General features: G+C 67.5%; 13 protein-coding genes. 11 read left to right on the top strand and 2 right to left on the bottom strand.

Annotation, left to right across the window (positions count from 1 at the left end):
* Positions 1-46: 46 nt before the first annotated feature.
* A complete protein-coding gene (locus tag ACP690_RS04135) occupies positions 47-958 on the top strand; it encodes an SMP-30/gluconolactonase/LRE family protein (RefSeq protein WP_426260240.1) in 912 nt (303 codons plus the stop codon).
* Positions 959-1,013: 55 nt separating this feature from the next.
* Here ACP690_RS04135 and ACP690_RS04130 read toward each other — a convergent pair whose 3' ends face one another.
* Positions 1,014-1,391 carry a hypothetical protein gene (locus ACP690_RS04130; protein ID WP_043060513.1) on the bottom strand — a complete coding sequence of 126 codons (378 nt, stop codon included), beginning with the start codon at positions 1,389-1,391 and terminating at the stop codon, positions 1,014-1,016.
* 178 nt (positions 1,392-1,569) lie between these two features.
* Positions 1,570-2,490, bottom strand: coding sequence for a rhodanese-related sulfurtransferase (locus tag ACP690_RS04125; protein WP_426260239.1), 921 nt, complete (start codon positions 2,488-2,490; stop codon positions 1,570-1,572).
* A 147-nt stretch (positions 2,491-2,637) separates the two neighbouring features.
* Between ACP690_RS04125 and rnr the strand changes: the two genes are divergently transcribed.
* The 10 genes from rnr to ACP690_RS04075 all read left to right on the top strand — a co-directional run bounded on the left by rnr (position 2,638) and on the right by ACP690_RS04075 (position 12,882).
* Positions 2,638-4,857, top strand: a complete 2,220-nt coding sequence (gene rnr / locus ACP690_RS04120; RefSeq protein ID WP_426260238.1) for a ribonuclease R — start codon at positions 2,638-2,640, stop codon at positions 4,855-4,857.
* Positions 4,854-5,192, top strand: a complete 339-nt coding sequence (locus ACP690_RS04115; protein WP_426260237.1) for a hypothetical protein — start codon at positions 4,854-4,856, stop codon at positions 5,190-5,192. Before rnr ends, ACP690_RS04115 begins: the two co-directional genes overlap by 4 nt.
* Before the next feature lie 186 nt (positions 5,193-5,378).
* Positions 5,379-5,534, top strand: coding sequence for a hypothetical protein (locus tag ACP690_RS04110; RefSeq protein ID WP_192929956.1), 156 nt, complete (start codon positions 5,379-5,381; stop codon positions 5,532-5,534).
* A complete protein-coding gene (locus tag ACP690_RS04105; protein ID WP_426260236.1) occupies positions 5,527-6,888 on the top strand; it encodes a DUF5935 domain-containing protein in 1,362 nt (453 codons plus the stop codon). Before ACP690_RS04110 ends, ACP690_RS04105 begins: the two co-directional genes overlap by 8 nt.
* Positions 6,885-7,922 carry an acyltransferase family protein gene (locus tag ACP690_RS04100; protein ID WP_426260235.1) on the top strand — a complete coding sequence of 346 codons (1,038 nt, stop codon included), beginning with the start codon at positions 6,885-6,887 and terminating at the stop codon, positions 7,920-7,922. Before ACP690_RS04105 ends, ACP690_RS04100 begins: the two co-directional genes overlap by 4 nt.
* 55 nt (positions 7,923-7,977) lie before the next feature.
* Entirely contained in the window at positions 7,978-8,991 is a 1,014-nt protein-coding gene (locus ACP690_RS04095; protein ID WP_426256261.1) for a DNA topoisomerase IB, read from the top strand.
* A 7-nt stretch (positions 8,992-8,998) separates the two neighbouring features.
* Positions 8,999-10,171: a mechanosensitive ion channel family protein gene (locus tag ACP690_RS04090; RefSeq protein WP_294283139.1), complete on the top strand. Its 1,173-nt coding sequence runs from the start codon at positions 8,999-9,001 to the stop codon at positions 10,169-10,171.
* Between the two features lie 193 nt (positions 10,172-10,364).
* The gene (locus ACP690_RS04085) at positions 10,365-10,799 is read left to right on the top strand and encodes a MaoC family dehydratase (protein WP_172436207.1); all 435 of its coding nucleotides are present in this window, start codon (positions 10,365-10,367) and stop codon (positions 10,797-10,799) included.
* A 61-nt stretch (positions 10,800-10,860) separates the two neighbouring features.
* Positions 10,861-12,039: an acetyl-CoA C-acyltransferase gene (locus ACP690_RS04080; protein WP_426260234.1), complete on the top strand. Its 1,179-nt coding sequence runs from the start codon at positions 10,861-10,863 to the stop codon at positions 12,037-12,039.
* A 360-nt stretch (positions 12,040-12,399) separates the two neighbouring features.
* Positions 12,400-12,882: a pyridoxamine 5'-phosphate oxidase family protein gene (locus ACP690_RS04075; RefSeq protein WP_116461961.1), complete on the top strand. Its 483-nt coding sequence runs from the start codon at positions 12,400-12,402 to the stop codon at positions 12,880-12,882.
* Positions 12,883-12,899 lie beyond the last annotated feature (17 nt).

The raw sequence follows: 12,899 nt of genomic DNA, 5'->3' as shown, positions 1-12,899 counted from the left end.
CCTGGCGATGCTGCGGCAGCATCGACGACGTGGGAGAGGCGCGCGGATGACGTGGCGGACGGTAGCGCAGGGCCTGCGCTTTCCCGAAGGACCGGTGGCGATGCCCGACGGCAGCGTCATCCTGGTCGAGATCGCGGCGGGGCGGATCACCCGCATCGATTCGGAGGGCCGGATCGACGTGGTCGCAGAGCCGGGCGGCGGACCCAATGGCCTGGCGATGGGGCCCGACGGCAAGCTGTATTGCTGCAACAACGGCGGGTTTAACTGGCACGAGGCGGGCGGTTTTCTGGCGCCGCACGGGCAGGCCGACGATTATAGCGGCGGGCGGATCGAACGGATCGACCCGCTGCGCGGCACGGTCGACGTGCTGTACGCCGATGGCGATTTCGGCTGTTCGCTGCGTGGACCCAACGACATCGTGTTCGACGCGCATGGCGGCTTCTGGTTCACCGACCACGGCAAGACGCGCCCCCGCGAGCGCGACGTCACCGGCATCTTCTACGCCAAGGCGGACGGCAGCTTCCTGGAAGAGGTGGTGTTCCCGTCGGAAAACCCGAACGGCATCGGACTGTCACCCGACGGCAGCCGCCTCTACGCCGCAGAGACCTATACGTGCCGGCTGATGGCGTTCGACGTGACCGCCCCCGGCAAGGTCGCACCCGGCGGCGGCCCGGGCGGGCCCGGCATCCCGGTCTACCGGCCGGCGGGGTATAAATTCTTCGATTCGCTGGGTGTTGAGGCCAGCGGGAACATCTGCGTCGCGACGATCGGCGAAAGCGGGATCAGCGTCGTGTCCCCGACGGGCGACCTTGTTGATTTCGTCGCGACCGACGACGTGTTCACGACCAACATCTGCTGGGGCGGGGACGACCTGCACGACGCCTATGTCACGCTGTCGGGCAGCGGCCGGCTGGTGACGATGCGTTGGCCGCGGCCCGGCTTGCGCCTGGCCTATTGAGGGAACGGCGTGCCCGGCGATCGGTCCGCCGACCGCTGAGCGCCTTATCGTCCGCTTACACCCGCGACCGCGGACCGAAGTCGAACCAGCCCGGACGCTGGCCTACCGGATAGGCCGGACGGGCGGCGGTCTGACGCCGGCCGGTCAGGCGCTCGCCGATCGTCGGCGCCGTGGTGGCGACCGGCGCCGCAACGGGCCGGGCCTGCGCCGCTTCGGTCAACCGCGCATTCTCGCGCTCCAGTTCGGCGACGCGGGCATTCGCGGCAGCCAGGCTGGTGTCGCCTTGCTTGCGATAGGTGCCATGCGCCTCGCGCTCCGCGGCATAGCGCGCCTTCCACTTCTTGCCGCCGCTGCTGCTCGCCAATCCGAAGAACCAGCCTGCGATCAGGCACAGCGCCAGCGCGGCGAATTGCGTGGTGGTGGTGAACAGCATCCGTCGAGCCTCCTGTTACGGCAGCATAACGACGATGCCGGGGGTTGGTTCATCCGACAGGCGACTGTCCCGCACCCACCCTCACCCTATCGACGGCTTCGCCGTCTCTTCCCTCTCCCATCGGGAGAGGGAGGGAGGCGCGTAGCGCCGGAAGGGTGAGGGCGGAACAACCCGCGGCTCAATCCCCAAACCGTCGCCCGACATGCGCCTCGCCGCGCGCCTCGGCCAGCTGCGCCTGCCGATGCCGCTCCGCATAGCGCGCCCGATCCGCCGCATCGCGCGTGTCGTGGCAGCGGGGGCAGCTCACCCCTTCCTCGTATAGCGGCGACGCGCGATCCGCCTCCGACACCGGCATCCGGCACGCCCGGCACAAGCCGTGGCTGCCCGGCGCCAGGCCGTGCCCCACCGCCACTCGCTCGTCGAACACGAAACATTCGCCCCGCCACGCGCTCTGCTCGGCGGGCACCTCTTCCAAATATTTCAGGATGCCGCCCTTCAGGTGGAACACGTCGGGCACGCCCTCGGCCTTCAGGAACGCCGTCGCCTTTTCGCAGCGGATGCCCCCGGTGCAGAACATCGCGACCCGCTTCGTGCCGGCGAGCAATTCGTCGCGATGCGCCCGAAACCAGTCCGGAAATTCGCGGAACGACCGCGTCTCTGGATCGACCGCGCCATCGAACGTGCCGACCGCCACCTCGTAATCGTTGCGCGTGTCGATCAGCACCGTGCCCGGATCGACGATCAGCGCATTCCAGTCGGCGGGATCGACATAGGTGCCGGGATCGGTCGGGTCGACCAGCGGCTCGCCCATCGTCACGATCTCGCGCTTCAGCCGCACCTTGGTACGGTGGAAGGGCATCGTGTCCGCCGCGGAAAACTTCACCTCCAGCGCCGCGCATCCCGGCAGGCCACGAATATGCGCCAGCACCGCGTCGATCCCTGTGGCCGGTCCGGCGATCGTCCCGTTGATCCCTTCCTCCGCCAGCAACAGCGTGCCGCGCACGCCCTGCGCCTCGCACAAGGCGAGCAGCGGGCCCTGCAGCACGGCAGGATCGGCGAAACGGGTGAAGTGATACAGTGCGGCGACGGTGACGGACATGGGTAGGCCTTTAGTCGGTTCACGCAAAGACGCGAAGCCGCGAAGAAGCAGGATGGCCTCGCTCATCCGCGACCTCGTCGCGTCTTAGCGTCTTCGCGTGAACAAACATGCGGTGACGAACCCGCCCGCGCGCCCTATCTCCACTAAGTGGCAAAGAAACCCAGACCCGGCCTGCCGACGCAGGCGCAGATCCTCGACTTCATCACGCAATCGGAGGTTCCCGCCGGCAAGCGCGAGATCGCCAAGGCGTTCGGCCTGACCGCGCAGGAAAAGATCGCGCTGAAGGCGATGCTGAAGGACATGGCCGACGAAGGCCTGATCGACAGCGCCCCCGGCCGCGCCTTTCACAAGATGGGCGGCCTGCCCAAGGTAACGGTGCTGCGCATCGCCGACGTCGACGATGGCGGCAACGTCTGGGCGGTGCCCGATCGCTGGGAGGCGGACGGCCCCGTGCCGCGGCTGCGCGTCCGCGAACGCAAGCGTGGCGCGCTCGGCATCGGCGAACGCATCCTCGCCCGCACCGAAGAGGCGGGCAACGGCTGGATCGCGCATCCGATGAAGGTGCTCGCCCGTGCCTCCGAACAGATCCTCGGCGTGCTGCGGCAAGAGGGCGAGCGCTTCTGGCTGACCGGCGTCGAAAAGAAGGAGCGGCGCGAATTTCCCGTCTCCGACACCGGCGGCGCGGCGGCCGGCGACCTCGTCATGGCGGAAATGGGCGGGCGACCGCCGCGCATCACCGTCCGCGTCGTCCAGCGCCTCGGCGATCCGTTCGCACCGCGCAGCTTCTCGCTGATCGCGATCCACAAGCTCGGCATCCCGGACGTCTTCTCGGGCGATGCGCTCGACGAGGCGAAGCGCGTGTCGGAACTGCCGCTCGGTGAAGACCGCGAAGACCTCACGCACCTGCCGATCGTTGCGATCGACCCGGTCGATGCGCGCGATCATGACGACGCCGTCTGGGCCGCGCCACATGAGGATGGCGGCTGGCAGGCGGTCGTCGCGATCGCCGACGTCAGTTTCTACGTCCGCCCCGGATCGGAGTTGGACCGCGAGGCGCGGCGGCGCGGCAATTCGGTCTATTTCCCCGATCGCGTCGTGCCGATGCTGCCCGAAATCCTGTCGGCGGAGGTCTGTTCGCTGAAGGAGGGCGAGGACCGCGCCGCCTTGGTTTGCCACCTCCACATCTCCAAATCGGGCAAACTAGAAAGCTGGCGCTTCGCCCGCGCCCGCGTCCGCATCGCGGCGAACCTCGCCTATGAAGAGGCGCAGGCGGCGATCGACGCCGATGCCGGCGCGATGATCGACGTGCTGCGCCCGCTGTGGGCCTGCTGGCGCGCGCTGGCGAAGGCGCGCGATGCGCGCGAGCCGCTCGACCTCGACCTGCCCGAACGCCGCGTCGTCCTCGACGAACAGGGCCGGATCATGTCGGTCGCCCCGCGCGAGCGGCTCGATGCGCACCGGCTGATCGAGGATTATATGATCGCCGCCAACGTCGCCGCCGCCAAGGCGCTGGAAGCGAAGAAGGCGCCGGTGATGTACCGCGTCCACGAACCGCCCAGCCGCGAAAAGCTGGTGGCGCTGAAGGACTATCTCGAAACGTTCGACGTGCCTTTCGCGCTCGGCCAGGTCATCCGCCCGGCGACGTTCAACCATATCCTCGAACGGATCGGCGATGCTGACTTCCGTCCGCAGGTGATGGAGCAAGTGCTGCGCACGCAGACCCAGGCCTATTACGCGCCCGCCAACCAGGGGCATTTCGGCCTCAGCCTCGGCAGTTACGCGCACTTCACCTCGCCGATCCGTCGCTATGCCGACCTCGTCGTCCACCGCGCATTGGTTGCGGCCTATGGCCTGGGCGAGGGCGGGCTCACCAAGGCGGATGCCGAGGCGATGGAGCAGATCGGCACGACGATCAGCGCGCTCGAACGCCGCGCGATGGAGGCGGAGCGCGACACGATCGACCGGTACGTCGCCGCCTTCCTCGCCGAACGCGTCGGCGAGACGGTGTCGGCGCGGATCACCGGCGTGCAGAATTACGGCTTCTTCGCCACCGTCGAGGGGATCGGCGGCGACGGCCTGATGTCGGTGCGTGACCTGGGGGGCGAATATTTCCGTTTCGACGAGGCGGCGCGTACGCTGACCGGCGAGGACAGCGGCGAGGAATATGCGCTGGGGCAACGGCTAGAACTGCGCCTCGCCGAGGCCAATCCGGTGTCGGGCGCGCTGCGCTTCGAACTGCCCGGCGGCAAGGGCGCCGCACCGGGACCGCGGCATCTCGGCAAGGGCATCAAGGGTGGCCGCAAGGACCGCGTCGTCACGCGCCGCGGTCGGCCCGGCAACATCCGCCACAACGGCAAGCGGCGGTGAGCGACCGGCTGACCCGCATCGCGACATCCGGCCCGCGCGTCACGGTCCGCGACCGCTATCTGGTCCACGGCACGATCGCCCCGCGCTTCGTCGCCGCGCATGCGGTGATCGCCGACGACGCGATGCCCTTCACCCCCGCCGACGTACGCGAGGCGAAGGCCTTTGCCGCGATGATCGCCGACGGATCGATCCGCGCCGTGGGGCAGGGCCGCTTCTGGTTCGACATGCATGCCTACGAAACCGCCGCCGCGGCCCGCCGGGCGAAGCGCGTGCCAGTGCTGCTGATGGTCGCGCTGCTGATCGCCGCGGTGGCGGTGGCTTTCTACCGCATCTAGTCCCACTCGTCATTCCGGCGAACGCCGGAATCCATGGACACGCGGCGTCCGAGGCGGTCACACCATCAGCGGCACCGCGACCATGGATCCCGGCGTCCGCCGGGATGACGAAGCGAGTAATCCCTTAACGCCGCATCAACCCGGACCCCCTACACCTGCCGCCTGGACAAGGAGCGCTCGCACGCGATGATCGACAATCTGTCGCTGGCGCTGACGCACGGCCTGATGCTGCTTGCCGCCTGGCGGCTGCTGCGCCGGCCCGATCTCGATTCCGAAGCGCCGCCGCCGCGCCACTGGCGCGCCCGCCGCAGCGCGCCGCCGGAGCCGCCCGCCGGTGCGTGATCTCGTCTTCGTCGCCTTCCTCGCCGCGCTGTTCGGAATGGGCTTTCGCCGTCCGTTCCTGCTGGTGTGCGCGTACGTCTATATCGACATCGTCTCGCCGCAGCGGCTGACGTACATCCTGCTCAACGCCGTGCCGATTTCGCTGATCGCGGTGGTGCTGGCGGTCGGTGGCTGGCTGCTGATGGACGACAAGTCCGACAGCCGCTTCGCGCCGCGCCAGGGCCTCATCATCCTGCTGCTGCTCTATTGCGGGATCACGACGATGGGTGCCGACTTCCCCGTCGACGCGCGCGACAAATGGGACTGGGTGTGGAAGTGCCTGGCCTTCGCCGCCTTCCTGCCGCTGACGTTGCGCACGCGCCTGCGCATCGAATCGCTGCTATTGTTCATGATCCTGTCGGCGGCGACGATCATCATCGTCGGCGGCATCAAGACGGCGGCGGGCGGCGGCGGCTATGGCCAGCTCGACCTGATGGTGACCAACAATTCGGGCCTGTACGAAGGGTCGACCATCTCCACCGTCGCGATCGCGATCGTGCCGCTGATCGCCTGGTTCATGCGCTGGGGCACGATCTTCCCGCCTGACTGGAAGGTGAAGGGCTTCTGCCTGTGCCTGATCTTCGCCTGCCTGTTGATCCCGATCGGCACCTCGACGCGCACCGGCACGCTCTGCACCATCCTCGTCGCGCTGCTCTCGCTGCGCAACACGAAGCGCAAGTTCACCTATCTCGCCATGATCGGCGCGGCGGGGCTGCTCGCCGTGCCGTTCCTGCCCGCGAGCTTCACCGAGCGGATGAGCACCATCAAGAGCCACGACGCCGACGAATCCGCCTCCACCCGCATCGCCGTGTGGCAGTGGACGATCGACTATGCCAAGGCGCACCCCTTCGGCGGCGGATTCGAGGCGTTCCGCGGCAACCACATCCGCTACGAGATCAAGAAGACCACCGCCGCGCAGGGCGATGCCGCCGCGACCGTCGCCGATCAGGCGGTGACCGACAAGGCGCGCGGCTATCACAGCGCCTATTTCGAAATGCTTGGCGAACAGGGCTATCCCGGCCTGGCCCTGTGGCTGGCAATCAGCCTGATCGGCCTCGTCCGCATGGAGGTGCTGCGCCGCCGCTATCGCGATCCCGCCGGCCCCTTCGGCTGGGCGGGCCCACTCGCCGCCGCGCTCCAGACCGCGCACCTCGTCTATCTGCTCGGCGCGGCGTTCATCGCCATCGCCTTCCAGCCGTTCATCTACATGCTATTGGGCGCGCAGATCGGCCTCGACACCTATCTCGCCCGCCGCCGCAGCGAAGAGGGGCAGGCACCGCTGCGCAAGCCACGGGGCGACGCCATTCCAGCATGAGCGAATTGCGCGCCCTCACCTCCGCGCGCGGCATCGCCGCGTGGCTGGTTGTCCTCTACCATATCCGCGCCAGCATCGCGGGCCTGCCGCACGGCGTCGAGGCGGTGTTCGCCAAGGGCTATCTCGCCGTCGATTTCTTCTTCCTCCTGTCCGGTTTCGTCATCTGGCTGACCTGGCACGACCGGCTAAGCGGGCAGGGCGCCGTCGGCATCGCCCGCTTCCTGCAAAAGCGCGTCGCGCGCATCTGGCCGCTGCATGGCGTCATGCTGGCCTTCGGCGTCGCGCTGGCGCTCGCGTTGCGGGCGACCGGGCGCAGCGACCCCGCCTTTCCCTTCGCCGAACTGCCGCTGCATGTGCTGCTGGTGCAGAATTGGGGCGTCACCGATGCGCTGCGCTGGAACGATCCGGCCTGGTCGATCAGCTGCGAACTCGCCGCCTATCTGCTGTTCCCGCTGCTCGTCCTGACGATCGACTGGCGACGCCTGCCCACGCTTGCGCTGGTCGCCATCGCAGCGGCGATACTCGCTGGCCTGCACATCGCGATGCAGGGCGCGCCGACACTGGGCTGGGACATTCCACGCTTCGGCCTCATCCGCTGTCTCGCCGAATTCGCGACCGGCACGATCCTCGCCGCGCTGTTCCTGCGCCGCCCGTCGCTCGCCTGGCCGCTCGGCATCGCCGCGATCGGCACGGCGGCCTGGGCGTTGGGTTTGCCCGAAACCCTCGCCGCGCCCGTCACATTCGCCGCGCTGCTGCTCGCGCTGGCGCTGACCGCCGGCACGCCGCACCATCCGCTCGAGGGGCGCTGGCTTCACGCGCTCGGCGACATCAGCTACGCGACCTATCTGTCGCATTTCCTGTTGTGGAAGGCGTTCAAGCTTGTCGCCGTCCGCGATGCGGCTGCGGTGCCCTGGCCGGTCATCGCGCTCTATCTCGCGCTGGTCCTCGCGGCGTCCGTCCTCCTCTACCGCTGGGTCGAACGGCCCGCGCAACGCTGGGTCAACGCGCTCGGGCGGTCACGCGCCACGGGGTAGCGCTCGGAACCGTGCGCGTCGCCTGGGCATTTCCTACTAGGAAGGGAGTGCCCAATTGGCCGCACGCATAGTCTATTGCGATGATTCCAAGCCCGGCATCACGCGCCGCAAGGTTCGCAATGGCTGGGCCTATTATGCGCCCGACGGCGACCGGATCACCGATCGTGACGAGATCGACCGGCTGAACGCGGTCGGCCTGCCCCCCGCTTATCGCGACGCCTGGTTTTGCCCCAAACCCAACGGCCATATCCAGGCGGTCGGCTGGGACGAAAAGGGCCGCAAGCAATATCGCTATCACACCGGCTTCCGCGAGGCGCAGGAGGCGGCGAAATACGAAAAATGCGCCGATTTCGGCCATTGTCTGCCCAAGCTGCGCGCCCGCGTCGAGGCGGATCTGTCCGCACGCGGCCTGCCGCGCGATCGCGCCATCGCCGCGGTCGTGCGCCTGCTCGACATCGGTCACCTGCGCGTCGGCAACGAAGCCTATGCCGAAACGAACAAGAGCTATGGCGCCACGACGCTGCGCAAGCGCCACGGCACCGTCCGCGGCAACACGCTGAAGCTGCGCTACAAGGGCAAGTCCGGCAAGGAACGCGATGTCGCGATCACCGACAAGCGGCTCGCGGCGACGGTGCGCAAGATGCAGGACCTCGACGAACAGCATCTGTTCGCCTGGGTGGACGACGATGGGGAGGCGCACCCCGTCACCTCGTCCGACGTCAACGATTATATCAAGCGCGCGACCGGCGGCGATTTCACCGCCAAGCATTTCCGCACCTGGGGCGCCAGCGTCGCCGCGTTCGAGGCGCTGGCCCGCGCCGAGGCGGACCTCAGCCTGAAGGCGCTGCTCGAACCCGTCGTCGCCCGGCTCGGCAATACGCCCGCCATCGCGCGCAAAAGCTACGTCCACCCGTCCCTCATCGCCTTGGTGAAGACGGGGCAGGGCGCCTTCCGCCGCGCGCTGCGCCTGCCGCGCTCCGCCCGTCATCTCAGCCGTGAAGAGCGTGGGCTCATCGCCTTCCTCGAAGCCGGCACGCCCAGCACGGCGCCGCTGAAAGCCGCGGCCTGATCTTCTTATGTCCAAAACCACGACCGCTACCGCTTCGCCGATCTTCGACAGCAACGGCGTCCAGGACCAATTGACCGGCCTGTACACCGCCAGCGAAGTCTGGCTGCACACGCACTGGCTGCAAATTCTCATCGCGCTCGCCGTCGGCGTGGTAATCGTCGTCGCGCTGCACGGCCTGCGCCGGCTGGGCGAACGCCTGTGCCGACGCAGGGACGTCGGCGGCGTCGCCGAAACGCTCGTCCGCCGCGGCTGGGGCGCGATCGTCGGGCGGGCGATCGCGCGCACCAACAACTTCTTCATCGTCATGCTCGCCGCCAAATTGGTCGCGGGCTATGCTGGTGCGCCGAGCCAGGTATCGACGACGATCAATTTCCTGTGGACCGTCGCCTCGGTATTCCAGGCGGCGATCTGGGCGCGCGAACTGATCCTCGGCGCGATTGAGCACCGCACCAGCAGCGAGCATTATTCGGGCGAGGCACTGCTCAGCGCGATGGGCCTCATCCGCCTGCTCGTCACCGTCGCGCTGTTCGCCATCGCGCTGGTCGTCGTGCTCGACAATCTCGGCGTCAACGTCACCGGGCTGATCGCCGGCCTGGGGGTCGGCGGTATCGCCATCGGTCTCGCCGCACAGGGCATTTTCGGCGACCTCTTCGCCGCGCTTGCGATCATCTTCGACCGTCCGTTCCGCCGCGGCGACAAGATCAGCTACGGCACGACCAACGGCGTCATCGAATCGATCGGCCTGAAGAGCACGCGCATCCGCGCCTTTACCGGCGAATTGCGCGTGATCAGCAATAAGCAGCTGCTCGATAAGGAAATCCAGAACATCAGCGTCCGCGACCATATCCGGCTCGCCTTCACGATCGGCGTCACCTACGAAACCCCGCCCGATACGCTCGCCCGCGTGCCGCAGATCATGCGTGAGATCGTCGAGGGCGAGGGCGGCAAGGTCGCGCGGTCCAGCTTCGAAACCTTCGGCGCCTCCAGCCTCGATTTCGTGCTGCAATTCGACATCCCCGGCGACGATTGGGCGACCGCGCACCCCATGCGCGACCGCATCATGGTGTCGTTGATCCGCCGCTTTGCCGCGGAAGGGATCGGCATCGCCTATCCGACGCAGACGACCTACACCGCCGGCCCGGACGGCAAGCTGGTCATGCCCTACGCCCCCGCGTCCTAGGCGTTTTCGAACATCGGGTCCGCCGCGGCTGGCGCGGTTCGTCGTGTATGGATGCCGGGGTTCAAGCTTTCGGTCGGGAGAGGGGCTTGCGGAACGCCCCCGGCTCCGCCTACAGGATGGCGCGACGCGGAAGGCCATCCGCGCGCCGCAATCGGGAGGGCGATTCTTCGTGACGACGATCACCGCGCAGGCGATGAAGGACAGGGTCGGCACCGAAACCGTGTCCGACTGGGTCGAGGTGACGCAGGCGATGATCGATCGCTTCGCCGAAGCGACCGGCGACCATCAGTTCATCCATATCGATCCCGTTGCGGCGGCGCAGACGCCCTTCGGCGGCACGATCGCGCATGGCTTTCTCACGCTGTCGCTGATGCCGCTGCTCAGCAGCAAGGTGCCCGACGCGCCGCAGATCGAAGGCGCGCGGATGGGCGTCAACTACGGCGGCAACAAGGTCCGCTTCCTCACCCCCGTCCGATCGGGATCGCGCGTGCGCGGCCGCTTCACCCTGCTCGCCTTCGACGAGAAGCGGCCGGGGCAGTTCCAGCAGACCACCAATTTCGTCGTCGAGATCGAAGGGCAGGACAAGCCTGCCCTGATCGCCGAATGGATCAGCCAGATTTTCGTCTGACGCCCATCCTATAGTCACCGAACCCGCGCGCCGTGTCGCGCCCCATCAAGGAAGCCAGCCCATGCGCTCCGCCGTCATCGTCTCCACCGCCCGCACGCCGATCGGCCGCGCCTATCGCGGCGCCTTCAACAACACGACGCCGCAGGCGTTGGCCGGCCATGCGATCGAACATGCCGTCAAGCGCGCCGGCATCGATGGCGGCGAAGTGGAAGACGTGGTGCTCGGCGCCGCGCTCCAGCAGGGGCATCAAGCGGGCAATATCGCGCGCCAGGCGGCGTTGCGCGCCGGCCTGCCGATCACCGTGTCGGGCATGTCGCTCGACCGCCAGTGCGCCAGCGGCCTGATGGCGATCGCCACGGCGGCCAAGCAGATCGTGATCGACGGCATGGATGTCGCGATCGGCGGCGGCGTCGAGAGCATCAGCATGGTCCAGACCCCGCAGATGCGCGTCGCCCCCGACAAGCAGCTGCTCGCGATGCACAACGACATCTACATGCCGATGCTGCAGACCGCCGAAACGGTCGCCAAGCGCTACGGCATCGGCCGCGAGGCCCAGGACGCCTACGGCCTCCAGTCGCAGCAGCGCACCGCCGCGGCGCAGGCGGCGGGCAAGTTCGATGACGAGATCGTGCCGATGGCGGCGACGATGAACGTCGTCGACAAGGTGACGAAGGAGGTCAGCACCAAGGACGTCACGCTGTCGAAGGACGAGGGCAATCGTGCCGATACGACGTTGGAAGGCTTGCAGGCGCTGCAGCCCGTCGTCGGGCCGGACGGCGTCATCACCGCGGGCAATGCCAGCCAGCTGTCGGACGGCGCCTCGGCATCGGTGTTGATGGAGGAAAAGGTCGCGGCCGCGAAGGGGCTGACCCCGCTCGGCCGCTACGTCGGCATGGCGGTGGCGGGCACCAAGCCTGACGAAATGGGCATCGGCCCGGTCTTCGCGATCCCCAAGCTGCTCGAAAAGAACGGCCTGACGATGAAGGACATCGGCCTGTGGGAACTGAACGAGGCGTTCGCCGTCCAGGTCCTCTACTGCCGCGACACGCTCGGCATTCCCGACGAATTGCTCAATGTGAACGGCGGCGCCATCTCGATTGGACATCCCTACGGCATGTCCGGCGCCCGCATGACCGGTCACGCCCTGATCGAGGGAAAGCGTCGCGGTGCGAAATATGTCGTGGTCACCATGTGCGTGGGCGGCGGCATGGGCGCTGCGGGGCTGTTCGAGGTTCTGTAAGTTGAAAGTTAGGCCCGGAAAGGGTATGTAGCGACTCGGATATTGTCATTGGTGTCCTCCTTGTGTGGGCCTCGACCGCTGCTACGGTCGAGGCCCAAAACGTTTGGGGCTCGAGCTGCTACCCGAGCCCCGCCCGTGTGCTTTACCTGTTACGACTATCGACGATCTTCACGGCCAAGGCCGCAAAGGCGATGATGACGCCCAGGATCTGGCACTAGTCGGCCACCGTCATTGCAGTGTCTCCTTGTGATGACGGCGGGATTGCCGCCGCCGGCGATCGTGGCCGATGCGGTCTTTCCGCGCAACCAACCCCCGGTGCGCTCGTTCTTCCGGCCGAACCCCCGGTACAGGAGACGATGCATGGCCGATCAAGACAGCCCGCAGGAAGTGGCCGCCAAGTTCCTCGACAAGCTGAAGTCCAGCCCGTTCGTGATGATCGGCCTGATGGACGGCGAGCATTCGGAGCCGATGACCGCGCAGATCGACGATGATCAGCCCAATACGCTGTTCTTCTTCGCCGGGCGCGACAACCGCATTGCCAAGGGCGGCGACGCCATGGCGCAGTTTGTCGGCAAGGGGCACGACTTCTTCGCCTGCCTCGCGGGCAATGTCAGCCGTGACGACGATCGCACGCAGATCGACAAGCTCTGGAATAATCAGGTCGAAGCCTGGTTCCCGGGCGGCAAGGAAGACCCCAATCTCACGCTGCTGCGTTTCGACATCGACAGCGCCGAGCTGTGGGAAACCGATATCTCGATCGGCGGCCGGCTGAAAATGCTGTTCGGCGGCACGATCCGCAGCGACGAATCGAGCAGCCACGCCGTGGTTGACTCGGTCGCCTGAGGCGTCTGGCCTTACAA

This window comes from Sphingomonas sp. DC4900 (assembly GCF_049896485.1).
GTDB lineage: Bacteria > Pseudomonadota > Alphaproteobacteria > Sphingomonadales > Sphingomonadaceae > Sphingomonas > Sphingomonas aquatilis.
The sequence above is the reverse complement of the archived record's forward strand: the minus strand, read 5'-3'. Positions and strand labels throughout refer to the sequence as shown.

Bases quoted from the DNA above. Each gene is read 5' to 3' on its own strand.
- ACP690_RS04080 (WP_426260234.1), top strand. From the start codon at position 10,861: ATGCGCTCCGCCGTCATCGTCTCCACCGCCCGCACGCCGATCGGCCGC.
- ACP690_RS04100 (WP_426260235.1), top strand. From the start codon at position 6,885: ATGAGCGAATTGCGCGCCCTCACCTCCGCGCGCGGCATCGCCGCGTGG.
- ACP690_RS04085 (WP_172436207.1), top strand. From the start codon at position 10,365: ATGAAGGACAGGGTCGGCACCGAAACCGTGTCCGACTGGGTCGAGGTG.
- ACP690_RS04110 (WP_192929956.1), top strand. From the start codon at position 5,379: ATGATCGACAATCTGTCGCTGGCGCTGACGCACGGCCTGATGCTGCTT.
- ACP690_RS04130 (WP_043060513.1), bottom strand. From the start codon at position 1,391: ATGCTGTTCACCACCACCACGCAATTCGCCGCGCTGGCGCTGTGCCTG.
- ACP690_RS04125 (WP_426260239.1), bottom strand. From the start codon at position 2,490: ATGTCCGTCACCGTCGCCGCACTGTATCACTTCACCCGTTTCGCCGAT.
- ACP690_RS04135 (WP_426260240.1), top strand. From the start codon at position 47: ATGACGTGGCGGACGGTAGCGCAGGGCCTGCGCTTTCCCGAAGGACCG.
- ACP690_RS04090 (WP_294283139.1), top strand. From the start codon at position 8,999: ATGTCCAAAACCACGACCGCTACCGCTTCGCCGATCTTCGACAGCAAC.
- ACP690_RS04075 (WP_116461961.1), top strand. From the start codon at position 12,400: ATGGCCGATCAAGACAGCCCGCAGGAAGTGGCCGCCAAGTTCCTCGAC.